At 65.7% G+C, this 25,730-nt stretch carries 22 protein-coding genes and 1 tRNA gene; 8 read left to right on the top strand and 15 right to left on the bottom strand.

Annotation, left to right across the window (positions count from 1 at the left end; genetic code table 11):
• Positions 1-19: 19 nt before the first annotated feature.
• The 4 genes from rpsG to rpoB all read right to left on the bottom strand — a co-directional run bounded on the left by rpsG (position 20) and on the right by rpoB (position 9,006).
• Positions 20-490, bottom strand: a complete 471-nt coding sequence (gene rpsG / locus QK291_RS05185; protein ID WP_011692813.1) for a 30S ribosomal protein S7 — start codon at positions 488-490, stop codon at positions 20-22.
• Between the two features lies 1 nt (position 491).
• Positions 492-866 carry a 30S ribosomal protein S12 gene (gene rpsL / locus QK291_RS05180; RefSeq protein WP_011692814.1) on the bottom strand — a complete coding sequence of 125 codons (375 nt, stop codon included), beginning with the start codon at positions 864-866 and terminating at the stop codon, positions 492-494.
• A 601-nt stretch (positions 867-1,467) separates the two neighbouring features.
• Complete coding sequence (locus QK291_RS05175; protein ID WP_282379768.1) at positions 1,468-5,367, bottom strand: DNA-directed RNA polymerase subunit beta'; 3,900 nt, start codon at positions 5,365-5,367, stop codon at positions 1,468-1,470.
• A 120-nt stretch (positions 5,368-5,487) separates the two neighbouring features.
• On the bottom strand, positions 5,488-9,006 hold the full coding sequence (gene rpoB, locus QK291_RS05170; RefSeq protein WP_282379767.1) for a DNA-directed RNA polymerase subunit beta: 3,519 nt from the start codon (positions 9,004-9,006) through the stop codon (positions 5,488-5,490).
• Between the two features lie 411 nt (positions 9,007-9,417).
• On the opposite strand from rpoB, the gene QK291_RS05165 reads away from it, so the two are divergent.
• Positions 9,418-10,617 carry an acetyl-CoA C-acetyltransferase gene (locus QK291_RS05165; protein ID WP_282379765.1) on the top strand — a complete coding sequence of 400 codons (1,200 nt, stop codon included), beginning with the start codon at positions 9,418-9,420 and terminating at the stop codon, positions 10,615-10,617.
• A 5-nt stretch (positions 10,618-10,622) separates the two neighbouring features.
• A complete protein-coding gene (locus tag QK291_RS05160; RefSeq protein WP_282379764.1) occupies positions 10,623-11,177 on the top strand; it encodes a YbaK/EbsC family protein in 555 nt (184 codons plus the stop codon).
• A 239-nt stretch (positions 11,178-11,416) separates the two neighbouring features.
• Here the strand turns inward: QK291_RS05160 and rplL are convergent, their stop codons facing one another.
• The 9 genes from rplL to QK291_RS05115 all read right to left on the bottom strand — a co-directional run bounded on the left by rplL (position 11,417) and on the right by QK291_RS05115 (position 17,871).
• On the bottom strand, positions 11,417-11,788 hold the full coding sequence (gene rplL / locus QK291_RS05155) for a 50S ribosomal protein L7/L12 (protein WP_282379762.1): 372 nt from the start codon (positions 11,786-11,788) through the stop codon (positions 11,417-11,419).
• Positions 11,789-11,861: 73 nt separating this feature from the next.
• Complete coding sequence (gene rplJ / locus QK291_RS05150; protein WP_282379760.1) at positions 11,862-12,470, bottom strand: 50S ribosomal protein L10; 609 nt, start codon at positions 12,468-12,470, stop codon at positions 11,862-11,864.
• A 311-nt stretch (positions 12,471-12,781) separates the two neighbouring features.
• Complete coding sequence (locus QK291_RS05145) at positions 12,782-13,891, bottom strand: GNAT family N-acetyltransferase (protein ID WP_282379758.1); 1,110 nt, start codon at positions 13,889-13,891, stop codon at positions 12,782-12,784.
• A gap of 70 nt (positions 13,892-13,961) precedes the next feature.
• Positions 13,962-14,909, bottom strand: coding sequence for a GNAT family N-acetyltransferase (locus QK291_RS05140; RefSeq protein WP_282379756.1), 948 nt, complete (start codon positions 14,907-14,909; stop codon positions 13,962-13,964).
• 138 nt (positions 14,910-15,047) lie between these two features.
• The gene (gene rplA / locus QK291_RS05135) at positions 15,048-15,755 is read right to left on the bottom strand and encodes a 50S ribosomal protein L1 (protein ID WP_024365991.1); all 708 of its coding nucleotides are present in this window, start codon (positions 15,753-15,755) and stop codon (positions 15,048-15,050) included.
• A gap of 135 nt (positions 15,756-15,890) precedes the next feature.
• Positions 15,891-16,322: a 50S ribosomal protein L11 gene (gene rplK, locus QK291_RS05130; RefSeq protein WP_024365990.1), complete on the bottom strand. Its 432-nt coding sequence runs from the start codon at positions 16,320-16,322 to the stop codon at positions 15,891-15,893.
• A gap of 131 nt (positions 16,323-16,453) precedes the next feature.
• Positions 16,454-17,320, bottom strand: a complete 867-nt coding sequence (gene nusG, locus QK291_RS05125; RefSeq protein WP_282379754.1) for a transcription termination/antitermination protein NusG — start codon at positions 17,318-17,320, stop codon at positions 16,454-16,456.
• Positions 17,321-17,435: 115 nt separating this feature from the next.
• On the bottom strand, positions 17,436-17,720 hold the full coding sequence (secE, locus tag QK291_RS05120) for a preprotein translocase subunit SecE (RefSeq protein ID WP_282379752.1): 285 nt from the start codon (positions 17,718-17,720) through the stop codon (positions 17,436-17,438).
• A 78-nt stretch (positions 17,721-17,798) separates the two neighbouring features.
• Positions 17,799-17,871 (bottom strand) — tRNA-Trp (locus tag QK291_RS05115).
• A gap of 310 nt (positions 17,872-18,181) precedes the next feature.
• On the opposite strand from QK291_RS05115, the gene QK291_RS05110 reads away from it, so the two are divergent.
• Positions 18,182-19,399, top strand: a complete 1,218-nt coding sequence (locus tag QK291_RS05110; protein ID WP_282379750.1) for a pyridoxal phosphate-dependent aminotransferase — start codon at positions 18,182-18,184, stop codon at positions 19,397-19,399.
• Positions 19,400-19,480: 81 nt separating this feature from the next.
• Here the strand turns inward: QK291_RS05110 and QK291_RS05105 are convergent, their stop codons facing one another.
• Positions 19,481-20,155, bottom strand: a complete 675-nt coding sequence (locus QK291_RS05105) for a response regulator transcription factor (RefSeq protein ID WP_282379748.1) — start codon at positions 20,153-20,155, stop codon at positions 19,481-19,483.
• A complete protein-coding gene (locus tag QK291_RS05100; protein WP_282379746.1) occupies positions 20,152-21,468 on the bottom strand; it encodes an ATP-binding protein in 1,317 nt (438 codons plus the stop codon). Before QK291_RS05100 ends, QK291_RS05105 begins: the two co-directional genes overlap by 4 nt.
• Before the next feature lie 346 nt (positions 21,469-21,814).
• On the opposite strand from QK291_RS05100, the gene QK291_RS05095 reads away from it, so the two are divergent.
• The 5 genes from QK291_RS05095 to QK291_RS05075 all read left to right on the top strand — a co-directional run bounded on the left by QK291_RS05095 (position 21,815) and on the right by QK291_RS05075 (position 25,729).
• Entirely contained in the window at positions 21,815-23,212 is a 1,398-nt protein-coding gene (locus tag QK291_RS05095; protein WP_348994557.1) for a PspC domain-containing protein, read from the top strand.
• Between the two features lies 1 nt (position 23,213).
• Complete coding sequence (locus tag QK291_RS05090; RefSeq protein WP_282379743.1) at positions 23,214-23,507, top strand: hypothetical protein; 294 nt, start codon at positions 23,214-23,216, stop codon at positions 23,505-23,507.
• 3 nt (positions 23,508-23,510) lie between these two features.
• Entirely contained in the window at positions 23,511-23,765 is a 255-nt protein-coding gene (locus tag QK291_RS05085; RefSeq protein WP_282379741.1) for a PspC domain-containing protein, read from the top strand.
• Between the two features lie 155 nt (positions 23,766-23,920).
• Positions 23,921-24,946, top strand: coding sequence for an ATP-dependent 6-phosphofructokinase (locus QK291_RS05080; RefSeq protein ID WP_282379738.1), 1,026 nt, complete (start codon positions 23,921-23,923; stop codon positions 24,944-24,946).
• 72 nt (positions 24,947-25,018) lie between these two features.
• Complete coding sequence (locus tag QK291_RS05075) at positions 25,019-25,729, top strand: GNAT family N-acetyltransferase (protein WP_282379737.1); 711 nt, start codon at positions 25,019-25,021, stop codon at positions 25,727-25,729.
• The last annotated feature ends 1 nt before the right edge of the window (position 25,730 follow it).

The following is a 25,730-nucleotide window of genomic DNA, read 5'->3' as shown; positions in this document are numbered from 1 at the left end:
CGGCGGCGTCCGGGAAGTATTACCAGCGGTAGTGTGCGAAGGCCTTGTTGGACTCGGCCATCTTGTGGGTGTCTTCGCGACGCTTCACAGCGGCACCGAGACCGTTGGAGGCATCCAGAATTTCGTTCTGGAGGCGCTCGGTCATGGTCTTTTCGCGGCGGGCCTTGGAGTAGCCAACCAGCCAGCGCAGGGCGAGTGCGGTGGAGCGGCCCGGCTTGACCTCAACCGGAACCTGGTAGGTGGCGCCGCCGACGCGGCGGGAGCGGACCTCGAGGGAAGGCTTGACGTTCTCCATGGCCTTCTTGAGGGCTGCAACCGGGTCGCCGCCGGACTTGGCACGAGCACCTTCGAGTGCACCGTAAACGATGCGCTCTGCGGTGGACTTCTTGCCGTCGACGAGCACCTTGTTGATCAGCTGGGTGACCAGCGGGGAGCCGTAAACGGGATCTAGAACTAGCGGCCGCTTGGGGGCCGGACCCTTGCGAGGCATATTACTTCTTCTCCATCTTTGCGCCGTAGCGGCTACGAGCCTGCTTACGGTTCTTGACACCCTGGGTATCGAGGGCGCCACGGACGATCTTGTAACGGACACCCGGAAGGTCCTTAACGCGGCCGCCACGGACGAGCACAATGGAGTGCTCCTGCAGGTTGTGGCCTACACCGGGGATGTACGCGGTAACTTCAACGCCGCCGTTGAGGCGCACACGTGCAACCTTACGCAGAGCCGAGTTCGGCTTCTTCGGGGTCGTCGTGTACACGCGGGTGCAAACACCGCGGCGCATCGGGCTGCCGTTAAGCGCGGGGGCCTTGGTCTTCTTGACCTTAGGCGTGCGGCCCTTGCGGACCAGCTGGTTAATCGTAGGCACTCTCGTGTTCTCCGTTTTATCCGGAGCGGCCGTTGGCAGCCGCTCTCTTGTCGCTGCGCCCCGCCGCTCGAGCTTTGAAGTTCTCTCCAGAGCAGCTGAGGCGAAGCCTTAATAGTCGGACCGCACGCCGGGCCCCCGGACTTTCATCCTGGAGTGCCCCTAGGCATGCGAAAATGTGGCATACGTTGCACAAGAACCCTGCAAACCGGAAACGTCGACCTGGTTCAGCCTTTCAGCTTCTACCGGCGCACTCATCCACTGCCACACTAACAATTAGTCTCAAGTCTAACACGGTCGGGTCCCGGCCCTTAATCGGCGCGGAACCAGGCTCCCTCCGGCGGCGTTACCCGGGGCCCTCCACCCCCATCGGTTGCTCCGGTACCGCCCTTATGGGGCCTCATAACGGCGGTAGCGGAGCAGTCGATGGGGGCGGCAGCGACCGGGCCCGTCCGGCGCCGGCCTTAAACAGCAACGCGGGGTCACTTTGAGCCCAATCCAAGGTGCGGATTGGGCCGCAAGTGACCCCGCGTTGCTTGCAAGGGCAGGGCGGCCGGGTCCCTACGTGGCGCGGAACGCGACACGAAAGGGCCCGCCCTGCCCGTTAGCGGAAGTCGCTGCCCAGGTCGTAGTCATCCAGCGGGATGGCGTGGAACTCAGGAGCTCCGTCGCCGCCCAGGGAATCGTAGGAGAAGTCACTGAACGCGCTGGGGCCGGTGAACAGGTTGGCCTTTGCTTCCTCAGTGGGCTCCACGGTGACCTCGGTGTAGCGCGGGAGACCCGTGCCGGCCGGAATCAGCTTACCGATGATGACGTTTTCCTTGAGGCCGAGCAGCGGATCGCTCTTGCCTTCCATGGCCGCCTGCGTCAGGACGCGGGTGGTCTCCTGGAAGGAAGCTGCGGACAGCCAGGACTCGGTCGCCAGAGACGCCTTGGTGATGCCCATGAGCTCGGGACGGCCGGAAGCCGGCGTCTTGCCCTCGGACACAACACGGCGGTTGGCATCTTCGAAGCGGCTGCGCTCGGCGAGCTCGCCGGGCAGCAGGTCCGATTCGCCGGACTCGATGACCGTGACGCGGCGCAGCATCTGGCGGACGATAACCTCGACGTGCTTGTCGTGGATACCGATGCCCTGGCTGCGGTACACGCCCTGGACCTCGTCAACCAGGAACTTCTGCGCGGCACGGGGGCCCATGATGCGCAGAACCTGCTTGGGGTCGACCGGACCGTTGATGAGCTTCTGGCCAACGCTGACGTGCTCGCCGTCTTCGATGAGAAGACGTGAACGGCGCAGGACCGGGTAAGCGATCTCTTCGGACCCGTCATCCGGGGTGATGACCAGGCGCATCTGGCGCTCGGACTCTTCGATGGTGATGCGGCCGGCTGCTTCAGCAATCGGGGCGACACCCTTCGGAGTACGGGCTTCGAAGAGCTCCTGGATACGGGGCAGACCCTGGGTGATGTCGTCGCCACCGCTGGAGGAAACAGCACCACCGGTGTGGAACGTACGCATGGTCAGCTGGGTACCCGGCTCACCGATGGACTGCGCGGCGATGATGCCGACAGCCTCACCGATGTCGACGGTCTTACCCGTGGCCAGCGAACGGCCGTAGCACAGGGCGCAGGTGCCGACGCCGGACTCACAGGTGAGTACGGAGCGGACCTTGACCTCGGTGATGCCGGCGGCGAACAGTTCGGCAATGACGACGTCGCCGCAGTCAGTGCCGCCCGCTGCCAGGACCTTGCCCTTGGAGTCAACGACATCCACGGCCAGGGTTCGGGCGTACGCGCTGTTCTCGACGTTCTCGTCCAGGACCAGCTCGCCGTTGGAGTCAGCGACCGCGATGGCGGTCATCAGACCGCGCTCGGTGCCGCAGTCCTCTTCGCGGACGATGACGTCCTGCGACACGTCCACCAGACGACGGGTCAGGTAACCCGAGTTGGCGGTACGCAGCGCGGTGTCAGCCAGACCCTTACGGGCACCGTGCGTGGCGATGAAGTATTCCAGCACCGACAGGCCCTCGCGGTACGAGGACTTGATCGGACGCGGGATGATCTCACCCTTAGGGTTGGCCACCAGGCCACGGATACCCGCGATCTGCCGGACCTGCATCCAGTTACCACGTGCGCCGGAGGACACCATGCGGTTGATCGTGTTCATCGGGGACAGGTTGTCACGCATCGCCTGGGCGATCTCGTTCGTTGCCTTGTTCCAGATTTCGATCAGTTCCTGGCGACGCTCGTCGTCGTCGATCAGGCCCTTGTCGTACTGGCCCTGGATCTTGGCGGCCATGGTCTCGTAACCGGCGAGGATCCGCGGTTTGTCCTTGGGCACCTCGATGTCGGAGATGGCGACAGTGACACCGGACCGGGTGGCCCAGTAGAAACCGGCATCCTTGAGGTTGTCCAGCGTTGCCGCCGTGACCACCTTCGGGTAGCGCTCGGCGAGATCGTTGACGATGGTGGACAGTTCGCCCTTGTCGGCAACGTTCTCAACCCACGGGTAGTCCGCGGGCAGGGTCTCGTTGAAGAGGACCTGGCCCAGGGAGGTCTGGACGAGCACGGTCTGACCCGGCTCGTAGCCTTCCGGAGCTTCCCAGCCGGCGTAAGGGACAAAGCCCTCAAGACGGATTTTGACCTGGGAGTTCAGGTGCAGCTCGTGCAGGTCGTACGCCATGATGGCTTCCGCGACGGAGGAGAAGATCCGGCCCTCGCCAGCTGAACCGACACGCTTGGTGGTCAGGTGGTAGAGGCCGATGATCATATCCTGCGAAGGCAGCGTCACCGGGCGGCCGTCAGACGGCTTCAGGATGTTGTTCGAGGACAGCATCAGGATGCGGGCCTCGGCCTGGGCTTCGGGGCTCAGCGGCAGGTGCACTGCCATCTGGTCGCCGTCGAAGTCGGCGTTGAAGGCGCCACAAACCAGCGGGTGGAGCTGGATTGCCTTACCTTCAACAAGCTGCGGTTCGAACGCCTGGATGCCGAGACGGTGCAGGGTAGGTGCACGGTTCAGCAGCACGGGGTGCTCGGTGATGATCTCTTCGAGGACATCCCAGACCTGCGGGCGGTAACGCTCAACCATCCGCTTGGCCGACTTGATGTTCTGGGCGTGGTTGAGGTCAACCAGGCGCTTCATCACGAACGGCTTGAAGAGCTCCAGCGCCATCTGCTTCGGCAGGCCACACTGGTGCAGCTTCAGCTGCGGGCCGACGACGATCACGGAACGGCCGGAGTAGTCAACGCGCTTACCCAGGAGGTTCTGGCGGAAACGACCCTGCTTGCCCTTGAGCATGTCGCTCAGGGACTTCAGCGGACGGTTGCCCGGTCCGGTGACCGGACGGCCGCGGCGGCCGTTGTCGAACAGGCTGTCAACGGCTTCCTGAAGCATGCGCTTCTCGTTGTTGACGATGATCTCCGGAGCACCGAGATCAAGCAGGCGCTTGAGGCGGTTGTTGCGGTTGATCACGCGGCGGTAGAGGTCGTTGAGGTCGGAGGTCGCGAAGCGGCCGCCGTCCAGCTGGACCATCGGGCGCAGTTCCGGCGGGATCACCGGGACGGCGTCCAGCACCATGCCGAGCGGGCTGTTGTTGGTCGTCAGGAACGCGTTGACCACCTTGAGCCGCTTCAGGGCGCGGGTCTTGCGCTGGCCCTTGCCGTTGGCAATGATGTCGCGGAGCATGTCCGACTCGGCCTGCATGTCGAAGTTCTCAAGACGCTTCTTGATCGCTTCGGCACCCATGGAGCCTTCGAAGTACATGCCGTAGCGGTCGCGCAGTTCGCGGTACAGGCCTTCATCGCCTTCAAGGTCAGCGACTTTAAGGTTCTTGAAGCGGTCCCAGACCTGCTCGAGGCGCTCGATTTCAGCATCCGCGCGCTTGCGGACGTTGGCCATCTGGCGGTCAGCGGAGTCGCGGGCCTTCTTCTTGTCGGCAGCCTTGGCGCCTTCGCCTTCGAGACGGGCAAGCTCGTTCTCAAGGTCGCGCGCGATCGTGGCGATGTCCGAGTCGCGGTTGTCGATCAGCTGCTTTTTCTCGATGTCGTGCTCAACCTGGAGGTTGGGCAGTTCTTCGTGGCGGCTGTCGGCGTCGACGCTCGTGATCATGTAGGCGGCGAAGTAGATGACCTTTTCAAGGTCCTTCGGCGCCAGGTCAAGGAGGTAGCCCAGGCGGGACGGAACACCCTTGAAGTACCAGATGTGCGTGACCGGCGCGGCCAGCTCGATGTGGCCCATGCGCTCACGGCGCACCTTTGCGCGGGTGACCTCAACGCCACACCGCTCGCAGATGATGCCCTTGAAGCGCACGCGCTTGTACTTACCGCAGTAGCACTCCCAGTCGCGGGACGGGCCGAAGATCTTCTCGCAGAAGAGGCCGTCCTTCTCAGGCTTGAGCGTGCGGTAGTTGATGGTTTCCGGCTTCTTAACCTCGCCGTAAGACCAGCCACGGATGTCTTCCGCGGTGGCGAGGCCGATCTGCATGAGGCCGAAGGAGGATTCGCTGGACATATGGTCCCTGTTCTCTCTTGTTCTCTAAATTCTGAAGTCTTGGGTTACGGGAAGAGGGAGGGGGTGCACGGGGAAAAGACAGCGCGGCGGGGCCGCTTGCTTTTCCCCGTACCCCACCTGCTAAACCTCTTCTACGGAACTGGGCTCTGCACGAGACAGATCGATGCCCAGTTCTTCCGCAGCCGTGAAGACTGCGTCATCAGAGTCACGCATTTCAATTGTGGTTCCGTCCGTGGAAAGAACTTCCACGTTCAGGCACAGCGACTGCATTTCCTTGATCAAGACCTTGAAGGACTCAGGAACGCCCGGCTCGGGGATGTTTTCGCCCTTGACGATGGCTTCGTAGACCTTCACGCGACCATGGATGTCATCCGACTTGATCGTGAGGAGCTCCTGGAGCGTGTAGGCGGCGCCGTAAGCTTCGAGCGCCCACACTTCCATTTCACCGAAGCGCTGGCCACCGAACTGTGCCTTACCACCCAGCGGCTGCTGCGTGATCATGGAGTACGGACCGGTGGAGCGCGCGTGGATCTTGTCGTCCACCAGGTGGTGGAGCTTCAGGATGTACATGTAGCCGACCGAGATCGGATCCGGGAACGGCTCGCCGGAGCGGCCGTCGAACAGCCGGGTCTTGCCTGAGGAGTTGATCAGGCGGACACCGTCGCGGGTGACGTTGGTGGAATCGAGGAGACCAGTGATTTCCTCTTCACGCGCACCGTCGAAGACCGGCGTTGCAACAGTGGTCGAGCCACTCTCGCGCGGCAGGTTCGGCAGCTGCTTGACCCACTCGGGCTCGCCCTCGATCTTCCAGCCGGTCTTGGCGACCCAGCCGAGGTGCGTTTCCAGCACCTGGCCGACGTTCATACGGCCCGGAACACCCAGCGGGTTCAGGACGATATCAACGGGGGTACCGTCGGCCATGAAGGGCATGTCCTCGATCGGAAGGATCTTGGAGATAACACCCTTGTTGCCGTGACGGCCGGCGAGCTTGTCGCCGTCGGTGATCTTGCGCTTGGCAGCGACGTAGACGCGGACCAGCTGGTTCACGCCCGGGGGCAGCTCGTCGTCGTTGTCGCGGTCGAAGACGCGGACACCGATGACGGTGCCGGACTCGCCGTGCGGAACCTTCAGGGAGGTGTCGCGCACTTCGCGGGACTTCTCACCGAAGATGGCGCGCAGCAGGCGCTCTTCCGGGGTCAGCTCGGTCTCGCCCTTGGGCGTGACCTTTCCGACCAGGATGTCGCCGGCTTCAACCTCGGCACCGATGTGGATGATGCCGCGCTCGTCCAGGCCTGCCAGGACTTCCTCGGACACGTTCGGGATGTCACGGGTGATTTCCTCGGCACCAAGCTTGGTGTCGCGGGCATCGATCTCGTGCTCCTCGATGTGGATGGAGGACAGAACGTCCTCGGCCACGATCCGCTGGGACAGGATGATGGCATCCTCGAAGTTGTGGCCTTCCCATGACATGAATGCCACGAGCAGGTTCTTTCCGAGGGCCAGTTCGCCCTGGTCCGTTGCCGGGCCGTCAGCGATGATGCCGCCGACCTCCAGGCGCTGGCCTTCGCTGACCAGAACCCGGTTGTTGTAGCAGTTGCCCTGGTTGGAGCGGGCGAACTTGTTGATGCGGTAGTTCGTTTCCGTGCCGTCATCGTTGAGCATGATGACGAGCTCGGCGGAAACCTCGGTGACCACACCGGCCTTCTTCGCGATGGTGACGTCACCGGCGTCGACGGCTGCGGCGCGTTCCATGCCGGTACCGACGAACGGTGCCTCGGACCGGACCAGCGGCACGGCCTGGCGCTGCATGTTGGCACCCATGAGTGCGCGGTTAGCATCGTCATGCTCGAGGAACGGGATCAGGGCGGTAGCCACGGACACCATCTGGCGCGGGGAAACGTCCATGAACTCGACCTCGCCGGCGGGAACGAGCACGGGCTCGCCTCCACCACCACGGGCGCGGACCAGGACGGTCTCTTCGGCGAACTTCTTGTTCGGATCGAGCGGGGCGTTGGCCTGTGCAATCAGGACCTCCGCCTCGTCGTCGGCCGTGAGGTACTGGACCTCATCGGAGACAACACCCTCCGCCACAAGGCGGTATGGGGTCTCGATGAAACCGAACGGGTTGATCCGTCCGTAGGAAGCCAGCGAACCGATCAGGCCAATGTTCGGGCCTTCAGGGGTTTCGATGGGGCACATACGTCCGTAGTGGGACGGGTGAACGTCTCGGACTTCCATGCCTGCACGGTCACGGGACAGACCGCCCGGGCCAAGCGCCGACAGACGGCGCTTGTGGGTCAGACCCGACAGCGGGTTGTTCTGGTCCATGAACTGGGACAGCTGGGACGTTCCGAAGAACTCCTTGATCGCTGCCACGACGGGGCGGATGTTGATCAGCGTCTGCGGCGTGATGGCCTCGACGTCCTGGGTCGTCATACGCTCGCGGACAACGCGCTCCATCCGGGACAGGCCGGTGCGGACCTGGTTCTCGATGAGCTCGCCGACGGCGCGGATGCGGCGGTTGCCGAAGTGGTCGATGTCATCGATTTCGACGCGCAGCTCGTGGTCCTGGCCGTCGCGCTTGCCTGTGAGGGTCTTCTCACCGGCGTGCAGGGCAACGAGGAACTTGATCATGGCGACGATGTCTTCAACGTGCAGGACAGACGCTTCCTTGTCACCAAGGGAGCGGTCGATGCCGAGCTTGCGGTTGATCTTGTAACGGCCAACCTTGGCCAGATCGTAGCGCTTGGAGTTGAAGTACAGGTTGTCCAGCAGGGACTGGGCAGCCTCGACCGTGGGCGGCTCGCCCGGTCGCAGCTTCCGGTAGATGTCCAGCAAGGCGTCTTCGCGGGTTTCGGTGGCGTCCTTCTCCAGCGTTGCGCGCATGGAGTCGTACTGGCCGAACTCTTCGAGGATCTGGCCTTCGGTCCAGCCGAGGGCCTTCAGCAACACCGTGACGGACTGCTTGCGCTTGCGGTCGAGGCGAACGCCGACCTGGTCGCGCTTGTCGATTTCGAGTTCGAACCAGGCGCCGCGGGACGGGATGATCTTCGCAGTGAAGATGTCCTTGTCGCTGGTCTTGTCGGCGGTGCGCTCAAAGTAGGCGCCCGGGGACCGGACCAGCTGCGAGACAACGACACGCTCGGTGCCGTTGACGACGAAGGTGCCCTTCTCGGTCATCAGCGGGAAGTCACCCATGAACACGGTCTGCTGCTTGATTTCGCCCGTGTTGTTGTTCATGAATTCGGCCTTGACGTACAGCGGAGCCGAGTACGTTGCGTCCCGGTCCTTGCACTCAGCCATCGTGTATTTCGGATCAGCGAACTCCGGCTCCGAGAAGCTCAGGGACATGGTGCCCTGGAAATCCTCGATCGGGGAGATCTCTTCGAAGATGTCGGACAGACCCGAGGAGGTGGCGACGCTGAGGTCGCCTTCTTCTACGGCCTTGGCTACGCGTGCCTGCCAGCGTTCGTTTCCGACCAGCCAGTCAAAGCTGTCCGTTTGCAGGGCAAGCAGATTCGGAACGTCAAGAGGTTCGTGAATCTTTGCGAATGAGAGCCGGCGGGTTGCACCGTCGGTGCTGTCGGCATTGATAGCGGTTGCAGCGTTGTTTACATTAGAGGTGCTCGAGGCGACCAAGAGGGATCCTTCCACAGACCTTCAGGCGTTTTCAGATCTCCCCCGTTATGCACCCTGCGGAGTGACTCCGCAGTGCTACCAATCCGGTTCCGCTATATGACCCGGGACCCGCGCTGGCCATGCTGGTGCCGTTGTTGACGGCACATTGATGGCCCAGCTGCCAGGCTAAGCCCACCGCTATATGAAGGCTGAAGGTAAACAGGGAAGACGCAAATATCTACGATACGGCAAAGCAACCTACTTGTCTACCCCACTTCGCCCGGGATTGCAAGCACCGGCCCCGGCGCCCGGACCGGGTCTAACGCCCGCGGATTGCGGCGCCGCCTGGGCGGCAGGGAGGGCGGCGGATGGCCCGGTGACTGGGGTCACGATAGCCTTGCTGTACATCGTTCAAGATCGGAAGAGAAAACCATGAGCAACTCTGCAGACAACAATGATGTTGTCATCCTCGCCGCCGCCCGCACGCCCCAGGGGCGCCTCAACGGCCAGCTCGCCAGTTTCACCGCCGTGGAGCTCGGCGCGCACGCCATCCGCGCGGCGCTGGCCGCCAGCGGAGTGAAGGCCGAGCAGGTGGACTCCGTGATCATGGGCCAGGTGCTGCAGGCCGGGGCCGGCCAGAACCCCGCCCGCCAGAGCGCCATCGGCGCCGGCATCGGTTGGAACGTTCCGACCGTGACGATCAACAAGGTCTGCCTGTCCGGGCTGACCGCGGTGATCGACGCGGCGCGGATGATCCGCAGCGGCGACGCCACCGTCGTCGTCGCCGGCGGCCAGGAGTCGATGACCCGCGCCCCGCACCTCCTCCCCGGCTCCCGGCAGGGCTGGACCTACGGTTCCATCCAGGCGCTCGACGTCGCGGCCCATGACGGCCTGACCGACGCCTTCGACGGGCAGTCCATGGGCCTGTCCACGGAGACCAAGAACCTCACTCTGGGCATCGACCGCACGTCCCAGGACGAGGTGGCGGCCGCGTCCCACCAGCGCGCCGCCCGTGCCGCCAAGGACGGGGTGTTCGACGGCGAGATCGCCCCGATCAGCGTGAAGCAGCGCAAGGGGGACCCGGTCGTGCTGGCCGCGGACGAGGGGATCCGGCCGGACACGACCGTCACGTCGCTGGCCGGGCTGCGGGCGGCGTTCGTCACGGACGGCACCATCACCGCCGGCAACTCCTCTCCCCTGTCCGACGGCGCCTCCGCCCTCGTGCTGTCCTCGCGGAAGTTCGCCGAGGACAACGGCCTGGACTACCTCGCCGTCGTCGGGAAACCCGGGCAGGTGGCCGGTCCGGACAACTCGCTGCACTCCCAGCCCGCCAACGCGATCAAGAGCGCACTGGACAAGGCCGGCTGGTCCGCTGCGGACCTGGACTTCATCGAGATCAACGAGGCGTTCGGCTCCGTCGCCGTCCAGTCGCTCAAGGACCTCGCCTACCCGCTGGAGAAGTGCAACATCCACGGCGGCGCCATCGCCATGGGCCACCCGATCGGCGCCTCGGGCGCCCGGCTTGCCCTGCACGCCGCGCACGAACTCAAGCGGCGCGGCGCGGGCAAGGCCGCGGTGTCCCTCTGCGGCGGCGGCGGCCAGGGCGAAGCGCTCCTGCTGTACCGCGACTGAGCGCCATGCCTGACCCCGTGATGCCCGGGCACGACCCGGCCGGTGATGGCACCGGTGGTGGAAGTGCCGGTGGCGGCGCCGCCGGTGGCGCCACCACCGGCCGGGAGCGGTTCCTGGCGGACGCCGCCGCACGGGGCCTCAGCGTCCAGCTCGTGGAGCGGCTGGCCGCGAACAGTCTGGAGGAGGCGGCCCGGATCCTGGGGATCGAGCCCGGGGATATCGTGAAGTCCCTGGTGGTCAAACACAAGGACGGCAGCTTCCTGTTCGCCCTGATTCCGGGCGACCGGCAGATTTCCTGGCCGAAACTCCGGGCCCTGATCGGGGTGAACAAGCTCTCCCTTCCGTCGGCGGACGTGGCCCTGGCCGCCACGGGCTATGAGCGCGGCACGATCACCCCGCTCGGCAGCACCGCGGCCTGGCCCGTGTACGCGGACCGGACCATCACCGGGCGCAGGATATCCATGGGTGCCGGGGAACACGGCTTCAGCGCCTTCGTCGACGCCGACGCCCTGACCGGCGCCCTCGCTGCCGTCGTCGCGGACATCTCCGAACCCAACTGACCCGCCGGGCCACCCGGGCCACCCGGCGCGACCATGTAGCCCGCCCGGGTTAACTCCTGCCCCGGGTTAACAAAGCAACGCGGGGTCAGTCCGCGCCCATCCGACCGCCTCGGATGGGCCGGAGGTGACCCCGCGTTGCTGTTGGCCTTAACGCAGGAAACCCCGCCCACCGGAGTGGACGGGGTTTCCCGGAGCGGAACGGGAACGCGTGGTTCCCGGACAGTTCCTGAAGCGGCGAGTTACTTGAGGGTAACGCGAGCGCCGGCTTCCTGGAGCTGTGCAACAGCCTTCTCGGCAGCTTCCTTGGTGACACCTTCGAGGATGGCCTTCGGAGCGCTGTCAACAACGTCCTTTGCTTCCTTGAGGCCCAGGGAAGTGATCGCGCGAACTTCCTTGATGACTGCAATCTTCTTGTCACCCGGGTGCTCCAGGATGACGTCGAATGCGGTCTGCTCTTCTTCTTCGGCGGGACCGGCAGCGGGGCCGGCAACTGCAACAGCAGCAGCCGTAACTTCGAAGGTCTCTTCGAAGAGCTTTACGAACTCAGAGAGCTCGATGATGGTCAGTTCCTTGAAAGCTGCAATGAGCTCTTCGTTGGTGAGCTTCGCCATGGTGTGGCGTCCTTCCTATAGTGGTGCTCGGCGGCCGGAGCCGTGCCTTCGCACCGGAGTCTGGTTTAGAGAGTTAGTTCTCTTCGGGGGCTGCGGCGTCGGCGGGAGCTTCAGCTGCAGCGTCAGCCGGAGCTTCGTCTGCTGCGTCGGCCGGAGCTTCGTCAGCGGCGGGCGCCTCGGCTTCAGCCGGAGCACCGTTCTCTTCTTCAAGCTTGAGGCGCAGCGCGTCGATGATGCGCACAGCCGCGGCGGCAGGAGCCTTGAGGATGCCTGCAACCTTGGCGAGCTGCAGCTCGCGGGACTCGAGGGCTGCCAGGGCAGCAACCTCGGTGGCGTTCAGTGCCTTGCCCTCGAAGTAACCGGTCTTGATAACCAGCTGCTTGTTGATCTTGGCAAAATCCGTCAGGCTCTTGGCAGCGGCAACTGCGTCACCCTTAATGAACGCGATTGCAGTGGGGCCGGCGAGCTGGCCGTCGAATGCTTCGACACCAGCTTCCTTGGCTGCAATAGCGGTCAGGGTGTTCTTGACGACCGAGAACTTGGTGTCCTGGCCGAGAGAGACACGCAGCTGCTTGAGCTGTGCAACGGTGAGCCCACGGTATTCGGTCAGGACAGCGGCGTTCGATTCCTTGAAATCGTTAGTGATCTCAGCTACTGCTGAAACCTTGCTAGGCGTTGCCATAACCCTCCTTCCGGGGATAGTGCCGGTGTTTCCCGGTCCCCGCTCAAAAGAGCTAAAAACAAAAAAACGCCCCGCGCAGATGCACGGGGCTTGTCTCGACGCAGTCCATGACTGCGGAGCTTTGCTTCGTTCACCTGCGCCGGCCGCCCTATGTTCAGGGTCCTTCGTCTGGAGATCCACTGGCTCTCCCGGCGCGACTGCAGAATTGAGTCTTGCTTGGGAGAGTGGATTTCCAACAACCGACGGTCTTTGGTCCCTCCAGCTTACGCGAGTCGGGGCGTGTGCTCCAAATCGGGCGCCCGGGGCACCGGTCAGCTGGTGCTGGGGCCGAAGTTGGGCAGCTCCTTTTGCCAGATCCCCGTCACGCCGGCGGTGGCGAACCCCAGTTGCTGGTTGACCTTGAGCAGGTACCGGTTTTCGGGGGCGTTCCAGGTGTAGAGCACCCGGGCATCCGGGAACTGCTCGGAGAGCCGCTCCATGTTCGCGACCTTGATCAGCAGGCCCAGCTTGTTGCCGCGGTGCTCCTGCAACACCACTGTGTCGTCCTGGAACACAACGTCGGGGCGCAACGCCAGGACGCTGATGGTCGTCAGGCCAACGAGTTCACCGCTGGTGATGTGCTCGACGGCTGTGACCACCGTCCGGCGGCCCTGCGCGATGGCGGCGTCTTCCGCTTCACGGAGGATGGCGCCGTCGAACACCATGTCCGTATCGTCGACGCCGGGCACGCCGTCTTCGCCCGCGCTGTTTTCCAGCGCCGCGACCGCCTCAAGCCACTGCTCCGGGCACCGGTCCGTCCAATGGTGCAGGCGGTAGCGGCCGCCGTTGGCTTCCTTCGCCTCGGTCTGTAGCTCCTCCACGAGCCCGCTGTCTAGCGGCAGCGCACAGGCACTGAACTGCTCGATGTGCTGGAGGGTGTAGCCGCTGTGGCGGGCGAACTCCACCTCCCGGCTGTTCACCGGCACGAAACCGAGCCCGGTGCCGGGGACCAGCTGGCCGGCCTCGCTGTCCCCCAGCGAGGAGCGCGGATGGTTCGTGTCGATCAGGATGGTGTGGCGGCCCTCGTCGCGGGCGAAGTGCTCCGCGGCCTCGAGCAGCTGCCGGCCCACGCCCCGGCCCTGGAACTCCGGCAGGATGTCCAGGGCGAATTCGGCCAGGTCAAGGTTCTCCGAGAGAGGCAACGCAATGTCTACGGTTCCGACGATTTCCCTGCCGATCCTGGCCACGAGAATCACCTGGCGCTCGTAGGGGTCCGCCAGTTCCAGCAGTTTCTCCTGCGGCGCGTAGGAGAGATCATCGCTGCCCCAGGTTTGCATGCGCACCTTGCGGCCCACTTCGACGGCGGCAATGAAGTCGGCGGCGTCCGGCCCGTCTAGCGAATCGGGGATCCACAGCTGTTCAATCCGTACGTCGTTCGCCATAACGGGCATCATCCCCAGCTGTTCTGCCATCTACGGGTACCGGATTCCTGCAATAAACAGGGCTCCACGGTCAGCATATGCCGGTTTGCGTCGGCGTTCCATCGTCCGATGTGCGCCGGACCCGCTCCGCCCCGCGGCCGGCGGCGTCGACGCTCCGCTGCCATTCGCCGTCGTAGCCGGCGGGGCGGAATCCGAGCGCCACGTTGATGGCGAGCATATGGTCGTTTTCCGCGGCGTTGAACGTGATGACGCGTTCCACCGCCGGGTACTCGGCGAGCAGGCGGCGGAGGTTGCGGATCTTGACGAGCATGCCCAGGCGGTGCCCCCGGTGGCGGGCGGCGACGAGGGTGTCGTCCTGGTTGGCCAGCCAGGGCTTCGCCGGCGAAAGCTGCAGGATGGAATAGGCGGCCAGCTCCCTGCTGCTCCGGTGCCGCGCTACCGCCACGAGCGGCACCAGGCCGGCGTGCCGCCAGGTGTCCTCCACGTGCCGGACCCGGGCCACGTCCCACTGCTCGGCATCAACGATTAGTTCTCCGGTTGGTGCATCCGTGCTCATCCGGGACATCAGGACCGCGAATTGCTCAGCGTGCCCGTCCGGGCAGCGTCCGCTCCAGGACAGCAGCTCGTACTCATCCCCCGCCCGGGCCACAGCCTGCCGGTCCAGGGCATCCCAGGACGCGGCACGAGCGGGAACATCCAGGGCGCTGAAACGCGAGACCTGCTCCAGCCGGTAGCCGGCCTTCAGCGCAAAGCGGACACCCCGCGCGTCGGCGGGAACCGCTCCGGTTCCGGTGGCCGGCCTCACGACGGTGTCCCGGCCGTCCGGGTCGAAGCCTGAAGGATGCTCCGTGTAGCTCTGGAGGATAGTGCGGCCCGCCGCGGCCGCCAGCCCTTCCGCGTGACGCAGCAGGGCCTGTCCGATCCCCCGGCCGCTGAACTCCTCGAGCACATCGACGTGGACCATAGCGCTGCGGAGGTTCTCCAGGACCCCGCAGCGGACCCACGACCGGGCAGCCATCCGTCCGGAATCAGGAGGCGTTCTATGCGGTACGGCTCGGCAGTCACCGGGACGGCGTAGCCGGTCCCCCGGAACGCAGAAAAGACCGCCCGCGGATGCGGGACGGCCGTTCCTGTTGCTGCTGTGAATCGGTGCAGCTTAGACCTCGGTCAGGACCTTGGTGACGTTGGGGTCAACCGAGATGCCCGGGCCGAAGGTGGTGGCGACGGTGGCCTTCTGGATGTAGCGGCCCTTGGAAGCGGACGGCTTGAGGCGCAGGACCTCTTCCAGAGCGGCTGCGTAGTTCTCGGCCAGCTTCAGCGCGTCGAAGGAAACCTTGCCGATGATGAAGTGCAGGTTCGAGTGCTTGTCGACGCGGAAGTCGATCTTGCCGCCCTTGATGTCGTTGACGGCCTTGGCGACGTCAGCGGTCACGGTGCCGGTCTTCGGGTTCGGCATCAGGTTACGCGGGCCCAGGACCTTGCCGAGGCGGCCAACCTTGCCCATGAGGTCAGGGGTGGCGACGGCGGCGTCGAAGTCGGTCCAGCCGGCTGCGATCTTTTCGATCAGGTCATCGGAACCAACGAAGTCGGCGCCGGCTGCGATTGCAGCCTCAGCCTTGTCGCCCGTTGCGAAAACGAGGACGCGGGCGGTCTTACCGGTGCCGTGCGGCAGGATAACGGTGCCGCGGACCATCTGGTCAGCCTTACGCGGGTCTACACCCAGGCGGAAAGCAACCTCAACGGTGGCGTCGAACTTGGACGGGTTGGTGTCCTTGGCCAGCGTCACTGCCTCGAACGGCGCGTAGAACTTCTCCGCGTCGATCTTGGCTGCGGCTGCCTCATATGCTTTGCTGCGCTTTGCCATGCTGCTTATTCTCCTTGTGCAGTTGTGGTCTGCGGACCGCGCTGGGCCCTGCCACAGTTGGAATTCCGAACGGTTTGTCCGGGTTCCCAACATCTCAATGTTTAGGTGGTGCCGGTTGCCCGGCGGGGAAGGCTATTAGCCTTCGACAGTGATACCCATGGAACGGGCGGTGCCGGCGATGATCTTCGCGGCGCCTTCCAGGCTGGTGGCGTTGAGGTCTTCCATCTTGGTGGTGGCGATCTCGTTGACCTGGGCCTGGGTCAGCTTTGCAACCTTGACGGTGTGCGGGGTGGGCGAACCCTTGGCAACGCCTGCAGCCTTCTTGATGAGCTCTGCAGCCGGCGGGGTCTTGGTGATGAACGTGAAGGAACGGTCCTCATAGACCGTGATTTCCACGGGGATAACGTTGCCGCGCTGGGCTTCCGTCGCAGCGTTGTACGCCTTGCAGAATTCCATGATGTTGACACCGTGCTGGCCAAGCGCAGGACCGATGGGCGGGGCCGGGTTAGCGGCACCTGCCTGGATCTGCAGCTTGATGAGGCCGGTGACCTTCTTCTTGGGAGCCAATGTAGGGTCCTTCTCTCAAATATTTCCTGGGACACAGGAGCGTGCCTCAGGTTGGTGGCCGCCATGGCGAGGCGGCCGGCCGCACCTGGCTGCTAAAGCGGGCAGCCCGGGGCGAATTCTGTGGGGAAAAGCTAGATCTTGCTGACCTGGTTGAAGGCCAGCGTGACCGGGGTCTCGCGTTCGAAGATGGAGACCAGCACCACGAGGGTCTGGGAATCCACCTTGATTTCGGAGATCGTGGCCGGAAGGGTCTCGAACGGACCTTCCTTGACGATGACGGACTCGCCAACTTCGAAGTCGACGTCGATCTGCGCGGCGGCGTGCTTGACCGGCTTGCCCTTCTCGGCCTGCTCTTCTTCGAAGACCGGGGCGAGCATGGAGAAGACCTCATCGAGGCGCAGCGGGACCGGATTGTGGGCATTGCCCACGAAGCCGGTGACGCCGGGGGTGTGGCGGACGGCGCCCCAGGATGCATCCGTCAGGTCCATGCGGACCAGGACGTAACCGGGGATGCGGACGCGGTTGATGACCTTGCGCTGAGCATTCTTGATCTCAACGACTTCCTCCATCGGAACCTGGATTTCGAAGATGTAATCTTCCATGTCCAGAGTCTGGATGCGGGTTTCCAGGTTGGCCTTGACGCGGTTCTCGTAGCCTGCGTAGGAGTGGATGACGTACCAGTCACCTTCCTGGCGGCGCAGCTTGGCCTTGAATTCGTCGGCCGGATCGACCTCGGCGGCGGCTGCAGCGGCGGCCAGTGCGTCTGCCGACTCGTCGTCGCCTTCTGCTGCTTCCTCGCCGGCTTCGGCGACTGTTCCTGCCTCGGCGTCTGCCTCGGCGGACTCGTCAGCGGCGGCCTCTGCCGTGTCTCCGGCCTCGTCAGCGACGTCGGTTTCGGGCGCAGCAGACACAGCCTCGGACGCTTCCCCGGTTTCCACCGCGGCGTCCTGGCTCTTATCCAGCTCAGTCTCAGTTACCTCGAGCTCCTGCTCAGACACTTGGTCTCCTGCTTCCTCATTGCCTAACATGCCTATTTAAATGACTCAATTCCGCACACCCCGCGGATCCCCCGGAATCCCGGTGGTTATCCACGCAGTCTGCGGACCGGTCGCCTTAGCTGTCCGTGGGGCCCGTGCCGCCGAAGACCCAGCCCACTCCGATCCCGAAGGCCAGATCGAGCAGGGTGACGATGAGCATCATGATGACCACGAACACCAGCACCACGAGGGTGTAGTTGATCAGTTCCTTGCGGGTCGGTGCAACGACCTTCTTCAGTTCGCCGATGACCTGGCGGACGAAGAGCGCGATTCGAGCGAAGAAACCTGCCTTGGGGGCGTTCTTGGCGGGGCGGCCACTGGAGCTGCTTGCAGCCGTTTCGGTCACCTGGTCCTCACTCATCCTCGCAATGTCGGATACCCGGCTCTGAACTGAACCATGGTTGCTGCGCTTGTTCCGGAGAACCCGGAACAGCTTGCGCAGGGCAGACAGGACTCGAACCTGCAACCTGCGGTTTTGGAGACCGCTGCGCTACCAATTGCGCCACTACCCTATGGAGCGAAAACCAGTTCCGGCCCTTTTGCCCCAGACTTCCCTGAGGCGCAGACCATCATCGTGTTTTCAACACCGGAGAACCAGTCTACGCAACAACTGCGCCTACGTCGAACCGGCCCGCCGGACCCTCCCGCCTCACCGGGAAAACAGAGAGACACCGAGACGATAAACCAGCTGCGAAAACATCCGACCAATATGCGGTCACATTTCCACGCCGGCACCGCGGACGATCCGGTGAACAGCATAGAGTAGGTTCCGTCGAATCCCACAAACAGCCGCCGAAGCTGCTAGCGAAGAATGGACCCGCGATGCCTGCCGCCCGCATTTCACAGCGTATTTCCGCCATAGCCGAATCCGCCACGTTAGCTGTTGATGCCAAAGCGAAGGCGCTGAAGGCGGCCGGCCGGCCGGTCATCGGCTTCGGCGCCGGCGAGCCGGACTTCCCGACCCCCGAATACATCGTGCAGGCGGCCATCGAAGCCGCCAGCCAGCCCAAATACCACCGCTATTCACCGGCGGGCGGGCTGCCGGAGCTGAAGCAGGCCATCGCGGCCAAGACACTCCGGGATTCCGGCTACAAGGCCGAGGCGGCCCAGGTGCTGGTCACCAACGGCGGCAAGCAGGCCGTGTACAACACTTTCGCGACACTGCTCGATCCGGGCGACGAGGTCATTGTCCCCACGCCGTTCTGGACCACCTACCCGGAGGCCATCCGGCTCGCGGGAGGCGTGCCGGTTGAGGTCTTCGCCGGGCCGGAGCAGGGATACCTGGTCACGGTGGATCAGCTTGAGGCCGCCCTCACGGACCGCACCAAGATCCTGCTCTTCGTCTCCCCCTCCAACCCCACGGGCGCCGTGTACTCACCGGAGCAGGTCAGGGAAATCGGCCAGTGGGCCGCGGCCAAGGGACTGTGGGTGGTCACGGATGAGATCTATGAGCACCTGACGTACGACGGCGTGCCCTTCACCTCGATTGCCACGGCCGTCCCCGAGTTGGGCGACAAGGTTGTCATCCTCAACGGTGTTGCCAAGACCTATGCCATGACCGGCTGGCGCGTGGGCTGGATGATCGGTCCGGCCGACGTCATCAAGGCCGCCACCAACCTGCAGTCGCACGCCACGTCCAACGTCTCGAACATCATGCAGGTCGCCGCCATCGCCGCAGTGTCCGGTCCGCTGACCGCCGTCGACGAGATGAAACTCGCCTTCGACCGCCGCCGCAAAGCCATCGTGGCCGGACTGAATGCCATCGAGGGCGTGGAATGCCCGACGCCGAAGGGCGCCTTCTACGTCTACGCGGACGTCCGTGCCCTGCTCGGCAGGGAGTTCCCGTCCGCGAAGGGTCCCGTCCGGCCGTCGACCTCGGCGGAGCTGGCCACCCTGATCCTGGATGAGGTCGAGGTGGCCGTGGTTCCGGGCGAGGCTTTTGGCCCCTCCGGCTACCTGCGCCTCTCCTACGCCCTGGGCGACGAGGACCTCGCCACCGGCGTCGCCCGGCTGCAGGACTTCCTCGGCAAGGCAAAATAGCGGCCTAAAACCCCCGATGCGCTATCACTTAGGGTCCTTATGCCAGCGCGATAAGGACCCTAAGTGGTAGCGCATCCTTGGCTAGAGGAGCCGGCGTTCGGCGGCCCAGCGGGTGAGTTCGTGCCGGCTGGAGAGCTGGAGTTTGCGCAGCACCGCCGAGACGTGGGTCTCCACGGTCTTGATCGAGATGAACAGCTCCTTGGCGACCTCCTTGTAGCTGTAGCCGCGGGCGATCAGCCGCATCACCTCGAGTTCGCGGGCGGAGAGCCGGTCCAGCTCGTCGTCGGCAATGTCCGCCGGGGCGGTCCCGAAGGCGTCCAGCACGAAGCCCGCCAGCCGGGGCGAGAAGACGGCGTCCCCGCCGGCGACGCGGCGGACGGCATCGGAAATTTCCGCTCCGGAAATGGTCTTGGTGACGTAGCCGCGGGCCCCGGACCGGATCACCGAGACGACGTCCTCGGCCGCGTCCGAGACGCTGAGGGCCAGGAACCGGGTGCTGCCCAGCAGGGGCGCGGAACCGGCCAGCACCTCCCGTCCGCCGCCGCCGAGCCCGCCGGGCAGGTGCACATCCAGGAGCACGACGTCGGGACGCACGGCGGCGATCACGGCGACGGCGTCCTCCACCGTTCCTGCCTCGCCCGCCACGACGATGTCCGGGTCCAGGTCCGCCTTCAGGCCGGACCGGAAGATGGCGTGGTCGTCGACGATCACTACGCGGATCCCCCGGGCCGGGCTCCCGGCTTCGGTGTTGCTCACAGTCTTGCCTCTCCGTTGCTGTTCGTGGCGGCAGTCCCGGCGGGTGCTCCCGCCGGCAGGGGCAGCCTGAGCCGCACCTCGGTGCCGTCCTGGGTGCTGTTGATGGTGGCGGTTCCGCCGTGCCGGTTCATCCGGCCCACGATCGACTCGCGGACCCCCAGCCGGTCGGCGGGAACGGCATCCGGATCGAAGCCCGGACCGCGGTCCTTGACGAAGACTTCCGCCGCGCCGTCAGTGACTTCCAAGTAGACCGACACGGCGCCCCCGCCGTGCCGGGCGGCATTCAGCATGGCCTCACGGGCGGCCTGGACGAGTGCCTCGTGGCGTTCGGTCATGGCGCAGTCGCCCACCGTGACGACCTCGACGGCATGGCCCAGGGAGTCTTCCACTTCCGCCGCCGCGGTTTTGATGCCCTCCGAGAGCTGACCGGCGTCCTTGCCCGGATCCCGGTACAGCCAGCCCCGGAGCTCACGCTCCTGGGCCCGGGCCAGGCGGATGACGTCGGACTCGCTGCCGGCGCGGCGCTGGATCAGTGCCAGCGTCTGCAGCACGGAGTCGTGCAGGTGGGCGGCGATCTCGGCGCGTTCGGTCGCGCGGACCCGGCCGGCCCGCTCCGCCTCGAGGTCGCGCCAGAATTTCAGCCCCCAGGGCAGGAGGACCAGGGCCACGCCGCCGAGCACGGCCACCGAAGACAGCAGGGCAAGCCAGGTCTGTTCCCAGGACCCGGAGCCGGACACCATGACCAGGACCCCGCTCACCACGAGGGCCAGCCCGGCCGCGAGGCGGGCCCAGCCGCCGGCCTGGTCCGCCTTGGTCTTGTCCACCAGGCCGGCCCGGCGGGTCTCGTCCAGCTGCATCCAGGCGATGGCCGCGCCGCCCAGGATGGCAGCAACCGGGATGAGGGTCCCGAGCGGCACATCCACGCCGAGCATGCGGGCGATCAGGATGCCGGCGGCCAGCAGCAGACCGGCCCCGAGCAGGATTTCCTTGCCGTAGCGCATGCCGGTGACGCTGCTCCACCAGGAATCGGCAGGAACTGCCGCTGCCGGTGCCCCTGCCGGTGCGACCGCCGGGGCAATCGGCGACGCCGGCTGTCGGGCATTGCGTTTTGCGCTTTCATCCGCAGTGGGAACCATGATCCAGAGCCAGGCGTAGAAGGCGACGCCGGCGCCCCCGGCGAGCGCGGCCACCGCCATCCCGAGGCGGACCATGCGCACCGGCCAGCCCAGGTGCCGGGCGAGGCCGGCACAGACCCCGGCAATCATCCGGTCGCTGCCGCGAACCAGCGGCGGGCGGGAAGCGGCGGTTGTCATGACTCAATCCAAACACGGATCAGGGTTCCCCGGACCTGTTTTCGGCCCCAACCGGGGGTGACTCAGGGACAGTTCAGGGTGTTCCCCAGTAGAGCGGATTCCCGGCGGACGGGAGGATCGGAGTATGAATCCGCACACTGAGCACCCCGATGAAGGCAACGACCCTTCAGGCGGTAACGCCGGACCCCCCGCAGGGACCAATACAGGGACAAATGCCGGCACAAATACAGGCACAAATACCGGGCAAACCGCGGCACGGCCGGCCGGTCAAACGGCCGACACTTCCGCCACCCTTCCGCTGGACACTTCCGCCACCCTGCCGCTGGACACTTCCGCGACTCTCCCCTTGGACTTTTCCGCAGGCGCCGGCGGCGCAGGGACGCTGCCGCCCCCGCCGCCCTACTACGGCCCGACACCCCCGGCGGCCGGCAGCCAGCCGGAGAGTTTCTTCGAATGGATCCGAAGCCAGGGCGTATACAGGGGACGCGAGCGCTGGGTCGGGGGCGTTGCCAGCGGCATCGCCCAGCGCCTCGGTGTCGACCCGCTGGTTGTCCGCGGCATCCTGATCGTCCTGGCAGTCTTTGCCGGCGTCGGCGTCCTCCTCTACGGCATCGCCTGGGCCCTCCTGCCCGAACCCGACGGCCGCATCCACGTCGAGGAGGCCGCCGCCGGCCGCTGGTCGTCCGGAATGACCGGTGCCCTGATCGCCACCATCCTCGGCTTCCCCAGCCTGGGCACCGGGGTTTGGGGCTGGGACCGCTATGGCTTCGGCCCCCTCCTCTGGACTGTCCTCTGGGTAGGTAGCGCCATCTACCTCGTCTACTACCTGACACAGCGCAACAAGTCCCGGAATGGAGTCACTCCGATGTCCTCGAGCCCCCGGGCCGGCGGCCCGGCAAGCCCCGGCTATCCGCCGAACCCGGCCAACCCGTCAACGCCGACGGCCCCGTTCGCCACCACCGGCCACGGCGCATCGGCCCCGCTGCCCCGCTACGGCGTGTCAACGGTGCCGGGCACGGGCTGGGGTACGCCTCCGCCCGCCGGTCCCACTCCTCCCTCCGGGGGCGGCTACCAGCCGGTGCCTGGCGGCGGGCCCGTCCCGCAGGCCAAGACCCGGAACTTCGGCCCCGGCGCCCCCGCCGTCGCGGTCACCGCGGGTCTGGCCCTGCTGGTGGGCGGCGGCCTCAAAGCCCTCGACCTGGCCAACGTGATCGACCTCGGCACCTCCAGCAATGCTGTCGTCTGGGCAAGCGCCGCGGTGGTCCTGGGCCTTGGCATCCTCGTCGCCGGCCTGCGGGGCCGCACCTCAGGCATTCTCGGATTCTTCGCCGTGGTCGCCTTGATCGTTGGCGGCATCTTCAACGTGCTTCCCAACGGCGACCGCTTCCGCCCGCAGAACGCCGACTGGTCACCGGTGAGTACCGAGCAGGCCCGGGCCGGTTTCGACATCACCGCGGGCACCGGGACCGTGGACCTGACGAGGCTCGCGATCAACCCGCCGCTGAGGACCGACCTGGTGGTCCCCATCGACGCGACCGCGAGCAACCTCACGGTGGTCATCCCGGACACGGTTCCGGTGCAGATCCGCGCCGATATGACCATGGGCAACCTCAATGAGGGCAGCCAGAGCCACGGGGGCATGACCAAACAGGTAAGCAATTACCACACCGGCAAGCCGGGAGAAATGCTGGTCGTGGAGATCAACGGCACTTTCAGCAACGTCACCATCAGGGAAGGGAACTGACATGAGCAGCCATGACGCACCGACCGGCCGCACGAACTACGGCAGCCCCGCCGCACCCCCGCGGTCCGATGCCCCGGAACCGGCGGAATCCCCGGCCCGCGTCGGCACCATTGTCTGGGGGCTGATCGTGGTGGCCCTCGCCGCCCTGATCATCGTCGCCCAGCTCGGCATCGTGGCGCTCAACGGCACCTATGTCGTGATCGGCCTGATGATTGGCGCCGGGGCGGCACTGGTGATCGGCGGGCTGCTCTCGGCACGCGGGCGTGACAAAGCAGCACGAACAAGGAAGTCTTGAGCCATGGAAAAGTTCTTTAGCACCGTCCGGGGCCTTGGCCTGAAACGTGGTCCGCAGCGCTGGTTGGGCGGTGTCTGCGGCGGGATCGCCGCCAAGCTGAACGTCGATGTTGCGTTCGTCCGCATCGCGTTCCTGCTCTTCGCCCTGCTGCCCGGACCGGCCTTCGTGCTGTACCTCGCGGCCTGGCTGCTCCTGCCGGACCAGCGGAACGCCATCGTCCTCGAGTCGTTCCTGGCGAAGCGCCTGAACCGGTCCTGAGGCCCGCTCCGCGAGGACCCGAGTGCCCCTGCCTCCGGCGGGGGCACTCGGGCGTTGTCATGGTTTGTGTCCTGCCGCACATGCGCCATTAGACTCTAGGTGAGCTCAGCGTGGTGCTCTGCCTGTAACCCCTCGAGCCAGGATTTGAGCCGAACATGAAAATTGGAATCCTCACCAGCGGCGGAGACTGCCCCGGACTGAACGCCGTCATCCGTGGCGCCGTCCTGAAGGGCATCGCCGTCCATGGCCACGAATTCGTGGGATTCCTGGACGGCTGGCGCGGCGTCGTCGAGGCCGACATCATCGACATCCCCCGCACCCTGGTCCGCGGCATCGCCAAGCAGGGCGGGACCATCCTGGGCACCTCGCGCACCAACCCGTTTGAGAACAACGGCGGGCCCGAGGTCATCAAGGCCAACATGGACCGGCTCGGCCTCGACGCCCTCATCGCCATCGGCGGCGAGGGCACCCTGGCCGCCGCCAAGCGGCTCACCGACGCCGGCCTGAAGATCGTCGGCGTCCCCAAGACGGTCGACAACGACCTCGACGCGACGGACTACACCTTCGGGTTCGACACCGCCGTCGAGATTGCCACCGAGGCGATCGACCGCCTGCGCACCACGGGAGAGTCCCACCACCGCTGCATGATCGCCGAGGTGATGGGCCGCCACGTGGGCTGGATCGCACTGCACGCCGGCATGGCCGCGGGCGCCCACGCCATCCTGATCCCGGAGCAGAAAGCCTCGATGGAGCAGATCGCCGAATGGGTCACCTCGGCCCGCGACCGCGGCCGCGCCCCGCTCCTCGTCGTCGCGGAGGGCTTCGTGCCGGACGACCAGGAAACACCGCACTCCGAACGCGGGCTGGACACCTTCGGCCGTCCGAGGCTGGGAGGGATCTCAGAACGGCTGGCCCCGGAACTGGAAGCCATGACCGGCATCGAAACCCGGGCGACCGTCCTGGGCCACATCCAGCGCGGCGGGGTCCCCACCGCGTTCGACCGCGTGCTGGCGACCCGCCTGGGCATGGCGGCCATTGACTCCGTCGTGGAACAACGCTGGGGCACCATGGTGTCCCTGAACGGCACCGACATCGTCCACGTGGGCTTCGACGCCGCGCTCGGCAACCTCAAGACCGTCCCGAAGCACCGCTACGACGAGGCCGCGGTCCTCTTCGGCTGAGCCCCCTAGGCCTCCGCACTGAGCCCGACGCGCCCGTGGGCGCCCATGGGCGCCCGTGGGTAGGGTGGAGGCATGACACTTGAGCCCGGTTCGGTCGACATCATCCAGCTCGCATGGGCCCGCCGCCTGGGGCTCGACGACGGCGCCTTCGCGGCCGCCGCGGGGGCCCGCATCACCCGCGCCGATGACACTGCCCGCGCCGTCGAGTTCGTCCGGCTGTTCGGCAACTCCGCCCTGGTCGGCCCGCAGTGGGTGCTGGACGCCGCCGTCGGGCTGTCCGACGAGGAACTCGCGCAGCATGTCACCCTGTTGACCATCACCCGGGACCACGGCGGCCACGGGCTCGGCGCCGCCGCGCTGTTCTTCGCGGACGACCTGCCCCTGCGGCAGCCGGCGGAGGAGCTGACCGTCTCGCAGGGCCATCCGGAAGCGATCGAGCTGGAAGCCGCCTGCCCGCCCGATGACGTCAACGAGGTGGGCCTCTCGGGACTTGAACACCGCTTCACCATCCTGCACGCGGAGGACGGCCGCAGGACCCCGGTGGCATGCGGGGCCTACACCGAGTGGGAGGGCCTCCTGGCGCAGGTGGGCGTGCTGGTGGCACCGGAATGGCGCCGCCAGGGACTCGGCTCCCTGGCAGCCTCGATTGCGGCCCACGAGGCACTCGCCTCCGGGCTGACGCTGCAGTGGCGCTCCGACGTCAGCAACAAGGGCTCGCTGGCCATTGCCCGCAGCCTGGGCTTCACCGCCGGCGGCATCCAGACCAGCGTCCTGCTGGGCTGAG

Origin of the sequence: Arthrobacter sp. AL12 (genome assembly GCF_029960645.1) — a bacterium.
Lineage (GTDB): Bacteria > Actinomycetota > Actinomycetes > Actinomycetales > Micrococcaceae > Arthrobacter.
The sequence above is the reverse complement of the archived record's forward strand: the minus strand, read 5'-3'. Positions and strand labels throughout refer to the sequence as shown.

Excerpts from the sequence above, each read along its gene's own strand:
- rplL (WP_282379762.1), bottom strand. The coding sequence starts at position 11,788 with ATGGCGAAGCTCACCAACGAAGAGCTCATTGCAGCTTTCAAGGAACTG.
- rplJ (WP_282379760.1), bottom strand. The coding sequence starts at position 12,470 with ATGGCAACGCCTAGCAAGGTTTCAGCAGTAGCTGAGATCACTAACGAT.
- QK291_RS05160 (WP_282379764.1), top strand. The coding sequence starts at position 10,623 with ATGCCTGACCCCGTGATGCCCGGGCACGACCCGGCCGGTGATGGCACC.
- QK291_RS05090 (WP_282379743.1), top strand. The coding sequence starts at position 23,214 with ATGAGCAGCCATGACGCACCGACCGGCCGCACGAACTACGGCAGCCCC.
- QK291_RS05145 (WP_282379758.1), bottom strand. The coding sequence starts at position 13,891 with ATGGCGAACGACGTACGGATTGAACAGCTGTGGATCCCCGATTCGCTA.
- rpsG (WP_011692813.1), bottom strand. The coding sequence starts at position 490 with ATGCCTCGCAAGGGTCCGGCCCCCAAGCGGCCGCTAGTTCTAGATCCC.
- QK291_RS05110 (WP_282379750.1), top strand. The coding sequence starts at position 18,182 with ATGCCTGCCGCCCGCATTTCACAGCGTATTTCCGCCATAGCCGAATCC.
- QK291_RS05085 (WP_282379741.1), top strand. The coding sequence starts at position 23,511 with ATGGAAAAGTTCTTTAGCACCGTCCGGGGCCTTGGCCTGAAACGTGGT.
- QK291_RS05175 (WP_282379768.1), bottom strand. The coding sequence starts at position 5,367 with ATGTCCAGCGAATCCTCCTTCGGCCTCATGCAGATCGGCCTCGCCACC.
- rplA (WP_024365991.1), bottom strand. The coding sequence starts at position 15,755 with ATGGCAAAGCGCAGCAAAGCATATGAGGCAGCCGCAGCCAAGATCGAC.
- secE (WP_282379752.1), bottom strand. The coding sequence starts at position 17,720 with ATGAGTGAGGACCAGGTGACCGAAACGGCTGCAAGCAGCTCCAGTGGC.
- QK291_RS05140 (WP_282379756.1), bottom strand. The coding sequence starts at position 14,909 with ATGGCTGCCCGGTCGTGGGTCCGCTGCGGGGTCCTGGAGAACCTCCGC.
- QK291_RS05080 (WP_282379738.1), top strand. The coding sequence starts at position 23,921 with ATGAAAATTGGAATCCTCACCAGCGGCGGAGACTGCCCCGGACTGAAC.
- QK291_RS05100 (WP_282379746.1), bottom strand. The coding sequence starts at position 21,468 with ATGACAACCGCCGCTTCCCGCCCGCCGCTGGTTCGCGGCAGCGACCGG.
- QK291_RS05165 (WP_282379765.1), top strand. The coding sequence starts at position 9,418 with ATGAGCAACTCTGCAGACAACAATGATGTTGTCATCCTCGCCGCCGCC.
- QK291_RS05075 (WP_282379737.1), top strand. The coding sequence starts at position 25,019 with ATGACACTTGAGCCCGGTTCGGTCGACATCATCCAGCTCGCATGGGCC.